General features: G+C 72.2%; 14 protein-coding genes. 7 read left to right on the forward strand and 7 right to left on the reverse strand.

Features of this window, described 5'->3' with window-relative positions; genetic code table 11:
* Window positions 1-37 precede the first annotated feature (37 nt).
* The 5 genes from OG408_RS37715 to OG408_RS37735 are packed head-to-tail and all read right to left on the reverse strand — an operon-like array spanning window position 38 to window position 6,298.
* Complete coding sequence (locus OG408_RS37715; RefSeq protein WP_326673997.1) at window positions 38-1,864, reverse strand: alpha-galactosidase D; 1,827 nt, start codon at window positions 1,862-1,864, stop codon at window positions 38-40.
* A 55-nt stretch (window positions 1,865-1,919) separates the two neighbouring features.
* Window positions 1,920-2,843: a carbohydrate ABC transporter permease gene (locus OG408_RS37720; protein WP_326673999.1), complete on the reverse strand. Its 924-nt coding sequence runs from the start codon at window positions 2,841-2,843 to the stop codon at window positions 1,920-1,922.
* Entirely contained in the window at window positions 2,840-3,781 is a 942-nt protein-coding gene (locus OG408_RS37725; RefSeq protein ID WP_326674001.1) for a carbohydrate ABC transporter permease, read from the reverse strand. The genes OG408_RS37720 and OG408_RS37725 overlap by 4 nt, the downstream gene beginning before the upstream one ends.
* Before the next feature lie 22 nt (window positions 3,782-3,803).
* Window positions 3,804-5,114, reverse strand: coding sequence for an ABC transporter substrate-binding protein (locus OG408_RS37730; protein ID WP_326674003.1), 1,311 nt, complete (start codon window positions 5,112-5,114; stop codon window positions 3,804-3,806).
* A gap of 8 nt (window positions 5,115-5,122) precedes the next feature.
* Entirely contained in the window at window positions 5,123-6,298 is a 1,176-nt protein-coding gene (locus tag OG408_RS37735) for an ROK family transcriptional regulator (RefSeq protein ID WP_285564445.1), read from the reverse strand.
* Between the two features lie 135 nt (window positions 6,299-6,433).
* Here OG408_RS37735 and OG408_RS37740 point away from each other — a divergent pair, with 135 nt between their 5' ends.
* Complete coding sequence (locus OG408_RS37740) at window positions 6,434-7,201, forward strand: NPP1 family protein (protein ID WP_285564444.1); 768 nt, start codon at window positions 6,434-6,436, stop codon at window positions 7,199-7,201.
* On the opposite strand, the gene OG408_RS37745 is transcribed toward OG408_RS37740, so the two are convergent.
* Complete coding sequence (locus OG408_RS37745) at window positions 7,192-8,418, reverse strand: ROK family transcriptional regulator (protein ID WP_285564443.1); 1,227 nt, start codon at window positions 8,416-8,418, stop codon at window positions 7,192-7,194. The two genes, OG408_RS37740 and OG408_RS37745, sit on opposite strands and share 10 nt — an antisense overlap.
* Before the next feature lie 284 nt (window positions 8,419-8,702).
* Between OG408_RS37745 and OG408_RS37750 the strand changes: the two genes are divergently transcribed.
* On the forward strand, window positions 8,703-10,895 hold the full coding sequence (locus OG408_RS37750) for an alpha-galactosidase (RefSeq protein ID WP_326674004.1): 2,193 nt from the start codon (window positions 8,703-8,705) through the stop codon (window positions 10,893-10,895).
* Window positions 10,896-11,044: 149 nt separating this feature from the next.
* Here the strand turns inward: OG408_RS37750 and OG408_RS37755 are convergent, their stop codons facing one another.
* Window positions 11,045-12,721 carry an IclR family transcriptional regulator domain-containing protein gene (locus tag OG408_RS37755; RefSeq protein ID WP_326674006.1) on the reverse strand — a complete coding sequence of 559 codons (1,677 nt, stop codon included), beginning with the start codon at window positions 12,719-12,721 and terminating at the stop codon, window positions 11,045-11,047.
* 180 nt (window positions 12,722-12,901) lie between these two features.
* Here OG408_RS37755 and OG408_RS37760 point away from each other — a divergent pair, with 180 nt between their 5' ends.
* From OG408_RS37760 to OG408_RS37780, 5 genes are read left to right on the forward strand one after another with little or no spacing between them, the layout of a single operon-like run.
* Window positions 12,902-13,687 carry a CoA transferase subunit A gene (locus tag OG408_RS37760; protein ID WP_285564440.1) on the forward strand — a complete coding sequence of 262 codons (786 nt, stop codon included), beginning with the start codon at window positions 12,902-12,904 and terminating at the stop codon, window positions 13,685-13,687.
* Entirely contained in the window at window positions 13,684-14,340 is a 657-nt protein-coding gene (locus OG408_RS37765) for a CoA transferase subunit B (RefSeq protein ID WP_326674008.1), read from the forward strand. The genes OG408_RS37760 and OG408_RS37765 overlap by 4 nt, the downstream gene beginning before the upstream one ends.
* A gap of 38 nt (window positions 14,341-14,378) precedes the next feature.
* Complete coding sequence (gene pcaH, locus OG408_RS37770) at window positions 14,379-15,176, forward strand: protocatechuate 3,4-dioxygenase subunit beta (RefSeq protein ID WP_326674010.1); 798 nt, start codon at window positions 14,379-14,381, stop codon at window positions 15,174-15,176.
* Window positions 15,176-15,778 carry a protocatechuate 3,4-dioxygenase subunit alpha gene (gene pcaG, locus OG408_RS37775; protein ID WP_326674012.1) on the forward strand — a complete coding sequence of 201 codons (603 nt, stop codon included), beginning with the start codon at window positions 15,176-15,178 and terminating at the stop codon, window positions 15,776-15,778. Before pcaH ends, pcaG begins: the two co-directional genes overlap by 1 nt.
* Complete coding sequence (locus OG408_RS37780; RefSeq protein ID WP_326674013.1) at window positions 15,765-17,219, forward strand: lyase family protein; 1,455 nt, start codon at window positions 15,765-15,767, stop codon at window positions 17,217-17,219. Before pcaG ends, OG408_RS37780 begins: the two co-directional genes overlap by 14 nt.
* The last annotated feature ends 262 nt before the right edge of the window (window positions 17,220-17,481 follow it).

A 17,481-nucleotide genomic window follows, 5' to 3' on the forward strand; every position in this document is an offset into this window, starting at 1 on the left:
CCGGGTGAGCCGGCCGCCGCGCCCGTCGGAGAGGTGATCAGCTCCGCTTCGGCACATCGATCCGGTCGATGTCCGGCGAGAAGCCCGATGCGCCGCTGTCGAACGTGACGGTGTTGCGGCCGGCCGCGAGCGTGACGGGCACGCTGACGGTCTCCGGCGTGCCCCAGTCACCGGTCGACGGGAAGACCCTGCTGACGGCCGGCTTCCCGTTCACGGAGATCCCGACGGACCGTTCGTCACCCGACGCGTAGGTCACGTCGACGTAGTACGTCCCGGCCCGTTCGGCCTTGACGCCGGTGAAGGCGAGGGAGCCGCCCTGGTAGAGGTTGCCGACCTTCTTGCCGCCCGAGCAGGCCTCGCAGCCGGAGACCGCCGCGTTCCCGCTCAGCGTGTTCGCCGGCGACTCCGCCTCGTACGCCGTGGTCCGCAGTCCGGGGCCGTGCGGGGTGACGGTGAACAGCCGTGAACCGTGGGCGGGCAGCGCCTGGCCGATGCCGTCCTTGTGCTGCCCGAGGTTCTCGCGGTTCCACAGGTCCCGGACGTCCGCCCGGCCGGTGAAGCCGAGTGCGGACCAGGGGGCCGTGACCGACGCGGGGGAGTCGCCGAGGTTGAACAGCGCCACGGTGTAGCTGCCGTCGGGGTTCTTCGACGCCCACACCTGCTGGTCGCCCGTCGTGGTGACCGGACGGGCCGGGGTGCCGGGCTGCTGGTTGACCCGCAGGACCTCACGGTTGGTCAGCAGGGAGACGCCGTACGCGTCGAGCTTCGTCAGGTCGTCCCCGGAGTAGAGCGGCGACTTGGCGATCGACCACAGCGTCATGTAGCTCTGCCGCTCGGCCTTGGTGAGTCCGTCCATGTCGCCGTTGCCGACATCGACGGCGTCCAGGTCGTTCCACCCGCCCGGTCCCGCGTGCCGGGTCCAGCCCGGGGTGTCGCGCCAGCGTGCCTTCACGGAGTTGTCCCACGTCACCAGCGTCTCGCAGTAGCACTCGACGTCGGTGTCCACCCGCCAGCCGTTGGAGGTCTTCTTCCAGTCGTCGGCGTAGCCGATGTCCAGCGACCAGGAGATCTCCAGGTGGACGGAGCGGCCCGTCCGCTTGATCGCCCGGTTCCAGGCGGCGACGTCGGCCCGGTTGTCGTAGTTGTCCCCGCTCTTGAAGGAGCCGGGACCCACCCCGTCGAGCTTCAGGAAGTCGTAGCCCCAGTCCGCGATCAGCTGCGCCTGGGAGTCGACGTACTTCTGGGCGCAGGGCCGGGAGAAGTCGATCTTGTACGAGCTGTCCCAGCCGTTCGTCGTGCGCAGATCGGGATAGACGATGTCACCGGTCGTGCAGCCCGGCGCGTGCCAGATGGGCAGCGTGCCGCCGCCGTACCCCTCCTTCTCCAGGCCGACCGGGAGATAGATGCCCGCCTTGAGGCCCTTGGCGTGCAGGTCGTCGGCGACCGGCTTCATCCCGCGCGGGAAGCGCTCCGGGTCGGCCTGCTGCCGTCCGTACCCGTCGAACTCGGGCGTCCAGTCCTGGCCGCGCCACCAGCCCGCGTCGATGTTGATGTACTCGTAGCCGAAGCGCTTGAGCTTGGCGGCCATGGCGTCCGCCTGCTTGAGCACGTTGGCCTCGGTCAGATAGCTGTACTGGCCCGTGGGGTTGAGGCCGGGGTACGAGCTGGTCTGCATGGACCAGCTGCTCCACCCCATGAACGGCTTCTCGGCCGGCCGCTGCGCGGGGGCGGCCTTCGCCGGGGCGGCCGCGACGGTGCCGGGTACGGCCTGCGCCGCGGGCAGCGCGGTGGCCAGGGCGGCCGTGACGGCGAGGACCGTCACGGCCCGCACCGCTCGTCTCGTGGATCGGGCGGGGGAGTGCATGCGGGTGGTCTCCTGCTCTGTGTGCGGGTGGACAGGACGGTTCGGTACGGCCCGGCTACTTGCCCGCGCCGATGGTGAGGCCGCTGATGAACTGGCGCTGCAGCGCGAAGTACACGAGGAGCGTCGGCACGGCCGTCATCAGCGCCCCCGCCGCGATCAGGTTCGGGTTGGTGAAGTACTGCCCCTGGAGGCTGGCGAGTGCCGAGGTCACCGGCCGTTTGTCGCCGGTCTCGATCAGCACGAGCGGCCAGAAGAAGTCGTTGTAGATCCAGATCGACTCCAGCGTGGCCAGCGCGGCGAACGCCGGACGGCACAGCGGCAGCACGATCTGCAGGAACTGGCGCCACACCTGCGCGCCGTCGACCAGCGCCGCCTCGGTGATCTCCTTGGGGATCGTCTTCATGTAGTTGCTGAGGACGAAGGTGCAGAAGCCGCACTGGTACGCGATGTGGATGGCGATGATGCCCCAGTACGAGTTGTACAGAAGCAGCGAATCGCTCATCCAGGCGGGCAGCGGCACCTGGAGGTACAGCCGGTAGAGCGGGGTGATCAGGACCTGCGCGGGCAGCAGATTGCCCGCGGTGAACAGCATCAGCAGCGCGATGTTCCACCGGAAGTCGAACCGCGACACGAAGAACGCCACGGCGGCCGAGAAGAACAGCGTGCCGAGCACCGCGGGAACGGTGACCAGGACCGAGTTCCAGAAGTAGTGCGGCATGCCCGACTGGCCCCAGGCGGCGGTGAAGTTGTCCAGTCCGATGCTGCGCGGCCAGGACAGGTAGCCGTGCGCCGCGGTGTCCTCGTACGGCCGCAGCGAGGTGAAGACGGCCCACAGCAGCGGGACCAGCCACAGCAGGGAGATGCCGGCCAGCATCACATGGCGTCCGGTCTGACCCCGGGGCCGGGCCGGTGCGGGCGCGGACGGCGGGCGGCGGGCCGATGAGCCGCGGACGCGCGGCGGCGATGCGGTGACCGTCACTGGTCCTCCTTGCGGAAGTTCTGTACGAGGAAGGTGCCGATGGCCGCCAGCGAGATCACCAGCATGATCATCGCGAGCGCCGATCCGTAACCGATGTGGCTGGACTCGCCGATGATGTTGTCGGTGATCAGCAGGGACAGCAGCTCCATCCCGGGCTTGCTGCCGACGCCGCCGCCGAGCACGTACACGATGTCGAAGGCGCGCAGCGACTCCATGGCCGTCACGACCAGGATGATCACGTTGACGGGCTTCAGGGCGGGGAAGACCACGCGCAGGAACGTCTGCCGGCCGTTGGCCCCGTCGAGGGCGGCCGCCTCCTTGAGGGCCGGGTCGAAGCCCTTCAGACCGGCCAGGTAGAGGATCATGATGTAGCCGGTGTGCCGCCACGCCGAGGCGATGAGCACCATCCACAGATTGAGGTCCGGGTCGCCCAGCCAGTCGATGTGGTGGCCCGGGGCGGCTGTGGCGAGGATGCCGTTCAGCAGACCGTTGTCGGGGTTGTAGATGATCTCCCAGATGAGACCCACCACGGCCAGGGACAGCACCATGGGCAGGAAGATCGCGGTCTGGTAGATCCGGGTGAAGCGGATCTTCCGGTCGAGCTGGTAGGCCAGGAAGATGCCGAACGGGGTGGGCAGCAGGGCGGTGAAGAGCAGCCAGATGACGTTGTGCTGGACGGCCGGCCAGAACGGCGGGTAATTCGTGAGAATTTCCCGGTAGTTGTCCAGGCCGGTCCACTGGATGCCGGACAGTTCGAGCCCGTCCCACTGGGTGAAGGACAGGGCGAGCGACGCGAGCGCCGGCAGCCAGACGAAGAGCAGCAGGGCGAGCAGCGGGATGCCGACGATCACGGTGAGGAAGAGCCGGTCGGAGAGGCCGAGCCGTCGTGGCCGTCGCGTCCGCCGGGTGCCGGGCGGCGCGGAAGGTACGGAGGACATGGGTGGGGCTTCCCTGGGTCGGTCAGGCGGCGAAGAATCGCGAACGCTGCGACTCGATCTTCTTGAGCGCGGCCGCGCCGTCGTCGGGGCTGCTCAGCCACTGCGACAGTCCGGGCAGCACGACGGTGGAGATGAAGCCCGGGTCACTGTCCCGGTCACCGAACTGGGTGATGTGGCGGGCCTTGGAGATGAGTTCGGCGGACTTCTTCTGGAGGGCGTTGTAGCCGCTGGTGTCGGCGTCGCCGTGCACGGCGACATTGCTCGGGTCGACCCCCATGTACAGGCCCTCCGCCCGGGCTCCGCCGAGGAATTCGAGGAACTGCTTCGCCTTCTTCTCGTTCCGGGGCCGGCGGCTGAGCATGAATCCGTCGGTCGGCGCCTCGACGGTGTCCTGGCCGTGCGACGGGTCGATCTCCGGGAAGGCGAAGAAGTCGATGTCGTCCCGCAGCTTCGGGTCGCTGATCTGCTGTCCGAGGAACAGGCCGATCACGGCCATGCCCGACTTCTTGTCCAGCAGCGACTGGGCGGCGTCCTGCCAGGAGCGGCCGCCGGCCCGCTCCTGGTAGTACGGGCTCAGCTCCCGCCAGTGGTCCAGCACGGCCCGCACCCGGGGGTCGGTCCAGCTGACGTCGCCGCCCAGCAGCGACATGTGGAACTCGTAGCCGTTGACCCGCAGGTTGAGGTAGTCGAACGCACCGAGGATGCTCCAGGTGTCCCCGCCGCCGTAGCCGGCGGCGATGGGCGACAGCCCGTCCTTCTTCATCTGCTTGGCCAGCGCGACGAACTGGTCCCAGGTGGCGGGTGCCCGGTAACCGCGTTCCCTGAACAGGCTCTTGCGGTAGAAGACGGCCCAGGGGTAGTTGTACAGCGGAACGAAGTAGTACTTTCCGTCCTCGCCGCGGGAGAGCTGCTTGGCCGCCTCGCTGAAGCCGCCGCCGATCTTCTCCCACACGTCGTCCAGCGGTGCGCAGAGCTTCTTCTTGGCGAAGTACTGCATGCGGTAGCCCGCGAACCAGGTGAAGACGTCGTCCGGAGTGCCCTGCAGATAGCTGGAGATGCTCTTCTGGAACGTGTCGTGGTCGACGGTGTTGGTCTTGACGTCGAGTCCGCTGTCCTTCTTGAACGCCGTGGTCAGCGCCTCGTACGCCTTCTTGGGGGTGGCGTCGGCACCGTTCGACCCGAAGGTCACCGTCTTCGGGTCGGCGGCGGCCCCGCCCCCGCAGGCCGTCAGCGCGGGGGCGGCCAGTGCCGCGGCGCCCACGCCCATCAGCCCGCCCATGACACGCCGGCGGCCCGGACCGCCCTGCCCCGGTATGCGGCTCTGCTCAGACATCGCTACTCCTAGAAGGTGTCGGACCCGATGAAGGTCTGGATGGCAGTGGCCGCGGCCCCGCGCGCCCACTGCTCGAACGGCAGCGGGCGTGTGATCACGTCGCACTGCGCGGCTGTGCTGAATACGGTGGTGGCGAACGCGTCACGGATCTGCGCGGCGAACAGGTCGTACGCCGCGAGGCCTTCGCCGGAGATGATCACGCACTCGGGACCGAGCAGGTTGGCGACCGCTCCGATGCCCCGGCCGATGGCGGCACCGGCACGGGCGAACGCCGCACAGGCCACCGGGTTCCCGGACCGTGCCAGCTCCAGGGCGTGCGCGGGCCCGCCGACCGGCCGTCCCGTCTCCTCCTCGATGCGCCGGACGATGGCCGAGTCCGAGGCGATCGCCTCGACGCACCCCCGGTTGCCGCAGTGGCACAGCGGTCCCAGCGGATCGATGGACAGATGACCGATCTCGCCGGCCACCCCGTGCGCCCCGGCCACCACCCGGCCGTGCACGACCAGTCCGCAGCCGATCCCGGCTCCGACCGTGACCAGGGCGAAGTCGGAGCGCCCGACCCCTGAGCCGAACCACTGCTCGGCCACGGTCAGCGCCCGCACGTCGTTGTCCACCGTGACGGGCAGCCCGGTCGCCGTTTCCATGAGCGCGGCGAGGTCGACGTCGCGCCAGTCGAGGAACGGCGAGTACCGGACCACACCGGCGGCCCGGTCCACATCGCCGGAGACCGCGACGGCCAGGCCGCGCACCCCGACGCCGTACGCCTGCGCCTCGGTGAGGAGTCCGGCGGTGAGCGTGGCGACCGTGGAGATCACCTCGGCCGGAGTCCTTCCGGGCAGCGGTGCGTGACGGGCCGTCCGGACCCGGCAGCAGAGGTCGGCGAGCACCGCGATGACCTCGTCCGCGGTCACCTTGACCCCGATGAAGAGAGCCCGACCGCCGTTGACGCGTACCGGGTTGGCCGGCCGGCCCACCGCGGGCGGCGTGCTGCCGTCCAGGTCCTCGACGACGTATCCGGTGTCCATCAGCGGACGCACGGCCCTGGTGACGGCGGCCGAGGAGAGCCCGGTCCGGCGGGCGATCTCCACACGGGAGAGCGGTCCTTGGGACAGAGCCGTGGTGAACACCAGCGAGCCGGCCGGCGTTGCCGCCGGGAACGTCTCGACGAGGTCGGTCAGTGACATGGCCGGAAACGTAGGGGAGTTAATTTCCTCTGTCAATAAAAAAACTCAAACGAACGGGTTGGGTTCCCTGTCGTTCGACATGGGCATGCCATCGCGTGGCGAGTCCGGCAGGCGGACGTCAACCAGGAGGCAGCAGTGAAGAACTCAGGACGGCTCCGCAGGGCGTCGCTCACCCTGGCCGCGGCCGCGGTGCTCGTCGTCGCCTCGTCCGGCAGCGCGTTCGCGGCCGTGCCGGGCGCCCTGCCCGCGAACGCGGACGGGCTGGAACAGACCTTCCAGCCCGCCTTCGACTACGACGGGGACGGCTGCTACCCGACCCCCGCCATCGGCGCGGACGGCACGGTGGCACCCGGGCTGAACACCACGGGTGCGGTCAACGGCAGTTGCCACGACGCCTCCGACCTGGACAACACCAACGGCTACGCCCGCTCGCTGTGCAACAACGGCTGGTGCGCGATCATGTACGGCCTCTACTTCGAGAAGGACCAGGCGGTTGCCGGCAGCGGACTCGGCGGGCACCGCCACGACTGGGAGCACGTCGTGGTCTGGGTGCAGGACAACGAGGCCAAGTACGTCTCCACCTCCGCCCACGGCAACTTCGACGTGTACGCCCGGGACGCGATGAAGTGGGACGGTACGCACCCCAAGGTCGTCTACCACAAGGACGGGATCGGCACGCACTGCTTCCGCCCCGCGACCACCGGCGACGAGCCGCCCGAGAACCACTACCACCAGTGGCAGTTCCCCGACCTCGTGGGCTGGAACGGCTACCCCGCGGGCGTCCGGGACACGCTGGTGCAGGCCGACTTCGGCAGCGCCGTCTTCGGCCTCAAGGACGGCAACTTCGCCGCTCACCTGGCCAGGGCGAAGCCTGCGGGAATCCCCTTCGACCCCTACGCGTGACCGGCCGAGAACGGCCCGCCGGGCACGGCCCGGAGCCCGGCGGCCGCCTCGTTCCTCCCGGGGAGCGGGGCGAACAGGCGGTGCGCCGCGACGGCGGCGCCGCCGCGCGCCCAGGTCTCGAACGGCAGCGGCCGCACCACGATTTCGCACCGGGCGGCCGCGCCGAACGCCTGGTCGGCGAAGGACCGGCGGATCTCCTCGGCGAACAGGTCGTACGCGGCAACGCCCTCGCCGGAGATGATGATCCGCTCCGGCCCGATGAGGTTGGCCACCGACGCGATGGCCAGGCCGAGGGCCCGCCCCGCCCGGGTGAACACCCCGCGTGCGGCCGCGTCCCCCGCGCGCGCCAGGCGGACGGCGCCCGCCAGCGACAGATCCGTGTCCCCCGTCCGCTCCTGCACCTGTTCGACGATGGCCTGCGTCGAGGCGACGGCCTCCACGCAACCGGTGTTGCCGCAGGTGCAGACCCGGTCGGTACCGCCGACGGGCAGATGCCCCAGCTCGCCCGACACCCCGTACGCCCCCGCGATCACGCGCCCGTCGACCGACATCCCGCAGCCCACCCCCGCGCCCACCGTGACCAGGGCGAAGGAGGAGAGCCCGACCCCCGCGCCGAACCACTGCTCGGCGACGGTGAGGGCCCGGACGTCGTTCTCGACGGCCGTCGCGATGCCGGTCGCCTCCTCGATCAGTGCGGCGAGCCGCACCCCGTGCCAGTCGAGGAAGGGGGAGTAGCGCACGATGCCGGCCGGTCCGTCCACGTCGCCCGAGACCGTCACGCCGATACTGTGCACCGCCGGACCGGCCTCACCCCTCTCGCCCTCCGCGGCACCGGAGAGCGTGCCGGCCAGGCGGGCGACCGCCTTCACCACCGTGCCGACGTCCCGGGAGCGCAGCGGGACCCGCCGGGTGGTCAGCGGGGTGGCGGTGAGGTCGACGAGCATGCCGATCAGTTCGTCCGCCGTCACCTTGATCCCGATGAACCGGGCACGTCCGGGCCGGACCGCCACCAGCGTGGCGGGCCGTCCGGGCTGCCGTTCCCCGGACGGGCCGAGCTCGGTGATCCAGCCGTCGTCGAGCAGGGGGGCCGAGACCTTGGTGACGGCCCCCGAGGACAGCCCGGTACGGCGTCCGAGCTCCGCCCGGGTCAACGGTCCCTGGGTCAGCAGGGTCTGGAGCACGAGGGCTGCGGACGGCGGCCGGTGGGAGAGGTTCACCCCGTCGAGATTACCTTCTGCCCGAAAGCAAGGGGATGGATCGGTTACGGCGCAGGTGGCGCGAGTGGTCGATCCCCGCTCGGGATGGCACGGAATATATTGACGATGGAAGGAAATTATCGTTAGCTTCGTCGCGGCGAAGAGTGCGCCGTGGAGCAGTTCGTGAAGAGCAGTTCGTGAACCGTCCATCGGGGTAGGGCCGTTGCGCCGGGTTCCGGCAGGAGGCCGTCTCCGCCGGGCGGTGGAGCCACGACCCCGCCCCACTGGTTTCGAGAGGACAAGGCATGACCCGCATCACCGACCGGACCGCACACCTGCGCGCAGCCGGGGTGAGTTTCGTCGTCGAGCTCCGTGCTCCGCTGCCCCGCATCCTGCACTGGGGCGAGGACCTCGGCGAGCTGACCGACGAGGGCCTCGCCGCCCTGGGGCTGACGGCGGACGGCGTCGCCCTCAACAACTCCCTTGACGAGGCGCGGCAGTTCACCGTCTGGCCCACCGAGGCCGACGGCTGGTCGGGCACCCCGGCCCACCAGGGCCACCGGGCCGGCACCGCCACCACGCCCCGGGTCACGATGACCGGCGCCGAACAGAGCCAGGACGCCTTGGTCATCGGCCTCCACGACGCCGACGCCGGCCTCGATCTCACCCTCACCTACCGGCTCGACCCGTCCGGCGTGCTGGGTGTGCACACCCGGGTGGCCAGCCCGCCCGACGCGTCCGGCACCGCCGCCCCGTACGACCTCTCCGCCACCACCGCACTCCTCCCGCTGCCGAACCGGGCCCAGGAGATCCTGGACTTCACCGGCAAGTGGTGCCGCGAACGCTCCCCGCAGCGCGGCCCGCTCGCTTTCGGCGGGCACGTCCGCGAGATCCGCCGGGGAAAGCCGGGCCTCGACGCGCCCCATCTGCTGACGGTCGGGGTGCCCGGATTCGGCTTCCGCAGCGGCGAGGTGTGGGCCCTGCACGTCGGCTGGAGCGGCAACCAGCGCTGGCTGGCCGAGCGGCTGCCCGAGGGCGCGGGGGTCCACGGCGGCGTCCTCGGCGGGGGTGAGCTCCTCGCACCCGGCGAGATCCGGCTCGGCCCGGGGGACAGCTACACCTCGCCCGAGTGCTTCTTCGCCTGGTCCGACGAAGGCCTGGACGGACTGGCCGGCCGCTTCCACACGATGCTCCGTGCCCGGCCCGGGCATCCTTCGTCACCGCGTCCGCTGACCCTGAACACCTGGGAGGCGGTCTACTTCGACCACCGCCCCGAAAGGCTCCTCGCACTGGCCGACACCGCGGCGTCGGTGGGGGTGGAGCGACTCGTCCTGGACGACGGCTGGTTCCTCGGCCGCCGGGACGACACGGCCGGGCTCGGCGACTGGGCCGTGGACCCGCAGGTGTGGCCCGAGGGGCTGAGCCCGCTCGCGGACCGGGTGCACGCCCACGGCATGCAGTTCGGGCTCTGGGTGGAGCCGGAGATGGTGAGCCTCGCGTCGCGGCTGGCCCGGGAGCACCCCGAGTGGCTGCTCGGCCCGTCCGTTGGCCTGGGGCCGAGCGCCCGCCACCAGTACGTGCTGAACGTGGCGCACGAGGACGCGTTCGCGTATCTCCTGGAGGCGCTGGACGCCCTCGTCGCCGAGTACCGCATCGACTACCTGAAGTGGGACCACAACCGGGAGCTGCACGAGGCGGTCCACCGGGGTGCGCACGGTGGTGACCGGCCGGGGGTGCACGCCCAGACCCGGGCCCTGTACCGGCTGATGGACGCACTCAGGGCCCGCAGGCCCGGCCTGGAGATCGAGTCGTGCTCCAGCGGGGGCGGGCGCGTCGACCTCGGGGTGCTCGCCCGCACGGACCGGGTGTGGGCCTCGGACTGCAACGACCCGCTGGAACGCCAGACCATCCAGCGGTGGACCGGTCAGCTGCTCCCGCCCGAGCTCGTCGGCGCCCACGTCGGGGGCCCGCGGAGCCATACGACGGGCCGGGTCGCCGACGACTCGTTCCGGCTGATCACCGCGCTGTTCGGGCACGCGGGCATCGAGGACGACCTGACCGCGCGGACACCGGAGCAACTGGAGACGCTGACGCGCTGGGCCGCGCTCTACAAGGAGGTGCGCGGGCTGCTGCACGGCGGCCGGGTGGTGCGGGCGGACCTCGATGACGACGCGACACAGCTGCACGGGGTCGTCGCCCCCGACGCCGGGGCCGCGCTGTTCTGCTGGGTGCGGACCCGGACGTCCGTGCCGGCTCAGTCGGGCCGCGTCCGCCTCCCCGGCCTCGCCCCGGGGCGCGGCTACCGGGTCCGGATCCGTACGGAGGCCGGGCTGCCCTCCGTGCACCAGATCACCGGACCCGCCTGGTACCGGGCGGCGGTCGAGGACTGGGTGGCACTGCCCGGCACCGTACTGACGGGTGCGGGACTGCCCATGCCGACGCTCAACCCGGGGCAGGCCCTGCTGGTCGAGGTCGCCCCGCAGACCACGGCGCACTGACCGGTCGTCACCGGCCCGCCCCGTCCAGAACGCCTGGACGGGGCACCGGGGGAGCTGATGGCATGACCGCCCCGGAGTTCGCCGCACTGCGGCCCTTGCGGTGAACTCTGAGGTGGGTGGTGAGGAGCGGCACGGGGCGTCCTGCGTGATCACATCGCGGGGACCCGGACGTACCGCTCGGTGATGTGCAGGTCGGCCTCGATGCGCCCGGCCGCCTCGCGCAGCCGGGGCAGTACGTCCGTGACGCACTCCTCCAGAGTGCGGCTGCTGCTGTGCATGGCGACGTTGACCGCCGCCACGACCGTGCCCCGGCGGTCGTGCAGGGGGACGGCCACCGAACGCAGCCCCACCTCCAGCTCCTCGTCGACCAGCGCGTAGCCGTCGGCCCGGGCACGGTCGAGGGCGGCGCCCAGTTCGTCGGGGCGGGTGACGGTGTACGGGGTCAGGGCGTGCGGCTCCGCCGCGGCGAGGCGGGCCGCGCGTTCCGTGGCGGGCAGCGCGGCGAGCAGGACGCGGCCCATGGAGGTCGCGTGCGCCGGAAAGCGCGTCCCGACGGTGATGTTGACGTTCATGATGCGCCGGGTCGCGACGCGGCCGGTGTACTGGACGTCGTCGCCCGCGAGCACCGCGAGCGAGGCCGAGTCCCGGACCTGTCCGGTCAGCGCGGCGAGGTGGGGCTGGGCGATCTGCGGCAGCGTCGCGCGCGACAACGGCGGGTAGCCGAGGGCCAGTACGCGCGGGGTGAGGCGGTGCTCCCGGCCCCGCGCGGTGACGTACCCGAGGTGCTCCAGGGTGATCAGGGCCCGCCGGGCGGTCGCCCTGGCCAGCCCGGTCGCCCGGGCGACGTCGGACAGGGTCAGGGCGTCCCGGCCCTCGCCGAACGTGGCGAGCACGGTCAGCCCGCGCGCGAGCGACTCGATGAACTCGCGGCCCAGCTCCTGCTTCGACGCCCCGGTCCAGGAGGCGAGCGCGGTGGGCGACTGCGGGGTGAGGGTGGGCGCGGCCTGCCGCAGGTCCTCCTCCATGGCCGCGGCGGCCGCCCGCACCCGGGGCAGCAGGGTGTCGCGCAGCGAGGCCGCGGTGTGCCGGCTGGTGTGGCTCACGACGCTGACGAGACAGGCCACTTCGCCCGCGGGGGAGCGGACCGGCACGGCGAGCGCGACCAGACCGGGCTCGATCAGCTGGTCGTCCAGCGCCCAGCCGTCGCGCCGCGCCTGTTCGGCCCGTGCGGCGAACTCCTTCTCGGACACGGGCGGCCGCGGGGGAACGGCGGGGAAGGCCAGGCCCTCCGGGTCCGCGGCCCGGTGCTCCCGCCACTCCCGCCACTCCCGCCACTCCCGCGCATCCCAGTCCGCGGCCAGCAGCGGTCCCGGGGCGGTGCGTTCGGCGGGCAGCAGGTCACCGATGCGGAAGCTCAGCGACATCGCGCGACGCCGGGTGGCCTGATGGATGAAGCGGATCCCGTCGCCGTCACCGACCGCCAGGGAGACCGACTCGTCGAGCGCGTCGGCCAGGGCGTCGGCCCGCTCCCCGAGCAGGGACGGCAGCCGCAGCGCGGACAGAAACGCGTTTCCCAGCTCCATGAGACGGGGGGCGAGCGTGACATCCCGCCCGTCCACGCGGACGTACTCCATCCGGGCCAGGGTCGCGGTGATCCGGTCGACCGTGGACCGGGCCAGGCCGGTGGCGCGTTCGATGGCGCTCGGGCTCAGCGTGCCGCCCGCGTCGGTGAGCCGGCGCAGGACCGTGATGCCGCGCATGAGCGGGGCGACCGCCTCGGCCGGTGCCGACGTCTCGGTCTGCTGGGGCGGGTGGGTCGGTGGCATCGGGCTCTCCGTCGTGCGTCGTGGGGACACAGTAGTGAACACCGGCAGGTGAGGGGCGGTACTCCGGCGCCGGTGAGGTGCCGACCGTTGACAGGGGTGCGGGCGGGCGGCAGACTCCGGGTCAAGAATAGTGAAAGAAACTTCACTGTGCGAACAAGCGAAGATGTGAGGGACGGTCCCATGGACAAGGTGGTCGCCTCCGCCGCGCAGGCCGTGGCCGATCTGCCTGACGGCGCCTCGATCGCCGTCGGCGGCTTCGGACTCAGCGGCGTCCCCGACGCCCTGATCGCGGCCCTGCACGCACGCGGGACCAGGGGCCTGCGCGTCGTCTCGAACAACTGCGGCGCGCAGGACTCGGGGCTCGCGGTCCTGCTCGCCGACGGCCGGATCAGCCGGGTCACCGGCTCGTACATCGGCGGCAACAAGGAGTTCGGCCGCCAGTACCTGGCGGGCGAGCTTGAGCTCGAACTCATCCCCCAGGGCACCCTCGCCGAACGCCTGCGCGCCGGCGGGGCGGGCATCCCCGCGTTCTACACCCCGGCCGGCGTCGGCACCCTGGTCGCCGACGGCGGAATGCCCTGGCGCTACGACGGCAACGGCGGTGTCGCCCTCGCCTCCCCGGCCAAGGAGGTACGCGACTTCGACGGCACGCCCTACGTCATGGAGCGCGGGATCCGCACCGACTTCGCCCTCGTCAGGGCGGCCAGGGGCGACCGGCACGGGAACCTCGTCTTCAACAAGGCGGCCCGCAACTTCAACCCGCTCGCCGCCATGGCCGGCCGCATCACGATCGCCGAGGTCGAGGAACTGGTGGAACCCGGCGAGATCGACCCCGACCACGTACACCTGCCCGGCGTCTTCGTCCGGCGCGTGGTCGCGCTGACCCCGGAGCAGGCCGCGGACAAGAGGATCGAGCAGCGCACCGTGACACCACGGACCGGCGCGGACCAGGACGGTGGCCGATGAGCTGGAACCGGCAGGAGATGGCCGCCCGCGCGGCCGCCGAACTCCGCGACGGCGAGTACGTCAACCTGGGCATCGGGCTGCCGACCCTGATCCCCAACCACCTCCCCGAAGGCGTGCACGTCGTCCTCGAATCCGAGAACGGCATCCTGGGCACCGGCCCCTTCCCCTACGACGAGGACGTCGATCCCGACCTGATCAACGCCGGCAAGGAGACGGTCACCGTCCTGCCGGGGGCCTCGTTCTTCGACTCGGCACTCTCCTTCGGCATGATCCGCGGCGGCCACATCGACACGGCCGTGCTCGGCGCCATGCAGGTCTCCGCCCGCGGCGACCTCGCCAACTGGGCCGTCCCGGGCAAGCTCGTGACCGGCATCGGCGGCGCCATGGACCTCGTCCACGGCGCCCGCCGCGTCATCGTGACGATGACGCACACCGCCAAGGACGGCAGTCCGAAGATCGTCGAGGAGTGCACCCTCCCGCTCACCGGCCGCTCCTGCGTCCACCGGATCATCACGGACCTGGCCGTCCTCGACGTGACCGCCACCGGCCTGGTGCTGACCGAGACCGCACCGGGCGTCGGCGTCGCCGACGTGCTCGCCCGGACCGCCGCCCCGGTCCGTGTCGCAGAAGGAGCCGGAGGAATCAGGCCGTGACGCCCCGACCCCGTACAGGCAAGGAAGGACCGCCTCCCATGACCAGCCCGTCCGCCCCGGCCGTGCCCCGCGCACTCACCCAGGCCGACATCAGCGCCGAGATCACCGCGGCGCGCGAGGACTACGCCGCGTCCCTCGCCGCGGGCGCACCCGTCCGCCCGCACCCCGCCCGGGACTACGCCCCCTACCGCAGCAGCACCCTGCGCCACCCGCGGCGGCCGCTGATCCCCGTAGGCGCGGACCCCGAGGCCGTCGAGCTCTCCGGCCCGGTCTTCGGCGCCACGGACATCACGGAGCTGGACCACGACCTCACCCGGCAGCACCAGGGCGAACCGCTGGGGGAGCGGATCACCGTGACCGGCCGCGTCCTCGACCGGTCCGGCCGCCCCGTGCGCGGCCAGCTCGTCGAGATCTGGCAGGCCAACGCCTCGGGCCGCTACGCCCATCTCCGCGATCAGCACCCCGCCCCCCTCGACCCCAACTTCACCGGCGTGGGACGCTGCCTGACGGATGATCAGGGCGCGTACTCGTTCGTCACCGTCAAGCCGGGCGCCTACCCCTGGCGCAACCACGCCAACGCCTGGCGCCCAGCGCACATCCACTTCTCGCTGTTCGGAGCCGCGTTCACCCAGCGGCTGATCACCCAGATGTACTTCCCGGGCGATCCGCTCTTCGTCTACGACCCGATCCTCCAGTCCGTCACGGACGACGACGCGCGCGGCCGGCTCGTCGCGGCGTACGACCACGATCTGTCCACCCCCGAACGGTCGCTCGGCTACCGCTGGGACATCGTCCTCGACGGCCCGTCCGCGACCTGGACCGAGGAGGGCCGCTGATGCCCGCCACACCGCCCGCCGCCGCACCGGGGAAGCTCCTGCCCACCCCGTCCCAGACCGTCGGCCCCTTCTACGGGTACGCCCTGCCGTTCGCGGGCGGCGGCGACCTCGCCCCCGCCGGTCATCCGGGCACCGTGATCCTGCACGGCCACGTCCACGACGGCGCCGGTGCGCCGGTGCCCGACGCCCTCATCGAGGTGTGGCAGCCCGCGCCCGACGGCTCCCGGCACGGCGCACCCGGCTCCCTGCGGCGCGACCCCGTCACCGGAGCGGTCATCGGCCGCCACGGCCTCGTGTTCACCGGCTTCGGCCGGGTGCCGACGGACGCCGACGGGCACTACACCGTCACGACGCTGCCGCCGGGCGGATCTCCGTACCTCGCGCTCGTCGTCTTCGCCCGCGGGCTGACCCACCACCTGCACACCCGCGCCTATCTGCACGACGCCCCCGGCCTCGACGGGGACCCGCTGCTCGCCCGACTCCCCGAGGAGCGGCGGGCCACGCTCCTCACCACGCCCGAGGAGACCGGCATCCACCGATTCGACATCCGTCTGCAGTACGACGGCGTACATGAGGAGACGGTCTTCCTTGACTTCGCCTGATGCGGACACGTCGGACCGGGCAGCGGCGGACGTCGGCCTGCTCGCACCCGTCCGCGCCGGAACGGCCGTGGAGGCGGCGACGGGTGACGCGGCGTACGTACGGGCCCTGCTCGACGCCGAGACGGCGCTCGTCCGCGCACAGGAATCGCTGGGCCACGCCCCGCCCGGCACGGCGGACGCCGTCGCGTCGGCCGCGGCGGACCCGGACCGGTTCGACGCGCGCGCCCTGGCGGTGCGGGCCCGGTCGGGCGGCAACCCCGTCATCCCCCTGGCCGCCGACCTGACGGCCGCCGTCGCCGAACGGTCCCCGGCCGCCGCCGCCCATGTCCACCGGGGCGCGACCAGCCAGGACATCCTCGACACCGCCGCCATGCTGGTGGCCTCCCGGACCCTGCGGCTGATCCTTGCCGACCTGGACCGGACGGCCGGTGCCCTGGCCCGCACCGCCGCCGAACACCGCGACACACCGATGGCGGGACGCACCCTCACCCAGCACGCCGTGCCGACCACCTTCGGCCTCAAGGCGGCGGGCTGGCGCAGTCTGGTCCTCGACGCCCGCGAGCGGGTCGCCGCGGTCCGGGGCGCGCTGCCGGTCCAACTGGGCGGCGCGGCGGGGACGCTGGCCGCCTTCGCCGCCTTCGCCGAGCCCGGGAGTCCGGACACGGGAGGGGCGGGCGCGGCGGGTGACGACGCTGCGGCGGACGCCGGGGCGATGCTCGTCGGGGCGTACGCCACCGCGACCGGACTGGCCGCGCCCGCGCTGCCCTGGCACACCCTGCGCACGCCGGTCGCCGACCTCGGCGGAGCACTGGCCTTCACCGCCGGAGCCCTCGGCAAACTCGCCGCGGACGTTCTCGTCCTCTCCCGGACCGAGATCGGCGAGGTCTCCGAGAGCACGGGCGGGACATCGTCCGCGATGCCGCACAAGGCCAACCCGGCCCGCGCCGTCCTCATCGCCGCGGCCGCCCGCCAGGTCCCCGCACTCGCCGGGATCCTGTACGGCGCCCTCGTCGCCGAGGACGAGCGCCCGCCCGGCGCCTGGCACGCCGAATGGCAGCCGCTGCGCGAGGCGTTGCGCACGGTCGGTGGAGCCGCCGACGCGGCGGCCGCACTGGCCGAGGGGCTGCGCGTCCACCCCGGGCGCATGCGCGAGAACCTCGGCATCACGGGCGGACTGATCGTCAGCGAACGGCTCGGTGCCGTCCTCTCGGCCAGGATCGGACGAGCCGCGGCACGGGCGGCGGTCACCGGGGCGGCCGCCCGCGCGGCCCGCGAAGGACTCCGCCTCCACGACGCCCTGGCCCAGGACCCGGCACTGGCGGGCGCGGTGACACGGGACGAACTGAAGACCCTCACCGATCCGTCGAGCTACCCGGGCTCGGCCGGCCCGCTCGTCGACCGCGCGCTGCGCCGCCGCACCGACGGGACGGGGGCGGACTGACGGAGCATCCCGCACGGAACGAGGTGACGCGTGCCTGCTGCCGGGCGCGCCTCGGGCAGTGGCGCGAGCGGTCGGCACGGAACCCGACCTGACCCGCACCCGCTGCCGGACGCCTTCGACAGCGGTCGGAACCGAACCGATCCGTACCCGTCGCAGGGCGCGCCTTCGACAGCGGTCGGGACCGAACTGAACCGACCTGACCCGCACCTCTTGTCGGGCGTGCCTCCGGCAGCCGCCTCGGACGCCCCGCACGGACGACCCG

Source organism: Streptomyces sp. NBC_01257, assembly GCF_035917255.1.
Lineage (GTDB): Bacteria > Actinomycetota > Actinomycetes > Streptomycetales > Streptomycetaceae > Streptomyces.

What these genes read in the sequence shown, in the direction of transcription:
- OG408_RS37715 (WP_326673997.1), bottom strand. Translation starts at nt 1,864, where the DNA reads ATGCACTCCCCCGCCCGATCCACGAGACGAGCGGTGCGGGCCGTGACG.
- OG408_RS37725 (WP_326674001.1), bottom strand. Translation starts at nt 3,781, where the DNA reads ATGTCCTCCGTACCTTCCGCGCCGCCCGGCACCCGGCGGACGCGACGG.
- OG408_RS37730 (WP_326674003.1), bottom strand. Translation starts at nt 5,114, where the DNA reads ATGTCTGAGCAGAGCCGCATACCGGGGCAGGGCGGTCCGGGCCGCCGG.
- OG408_RS37735 (WP_285564445.1), bottom strand. Translation starts at nt 6,298, where the DNA reads ATGTCACTGACCGACCTCGTCGAGACGTTCCCGGCGGCAACGCCGGCC.
- OG408_RS37750 (WP_326674004.1), top strand. Translation starts at nt 8,703, where the DNA reads ATGACCCGCATCACCGACCGGACCGCACACCTGCGCGCAGCCGGGGTG.
- OG408_RS37755 (WP_326674006.1), bottom strand. Translation starts at nt 12,721, where the DNA reads ATGCCACCGACCCACCCGCCCCAGCAGACCGAGACGTCGGCACCGGCC.
- OG408_RS37760 (WP_285564440.1), top strand. Translation starts at nt 12,902, where the DNA reads ATGGACAAGGTGGTCGCCTCCGCCGCGCAGGCCGTGGCCGATCTGCCT.
- OG408_RS37765 (WP_326674008.1), top strand. Translation starts at nt 13,684, where the DNA reads ATGAGCTGGAACCGGCAGGAGATGGCCGCCCGCGCGGCCGCCGAACTC.
- pcaH (WP_326674010.1), top strand. Translation starts at nt 14,379, where the DNA reads ATGACCAGCCCGTCCGCCCCGGCCGTGCCCCGCGCACTCACCCAGGCC.
- pcaG (WP_326674012.1), top strand. Translation starts at nt 15,176, where the DNA reads ATGCCCGCCACACCGCCCGCCGCCGCACCGGGGAAGCTCCTGCCCACC.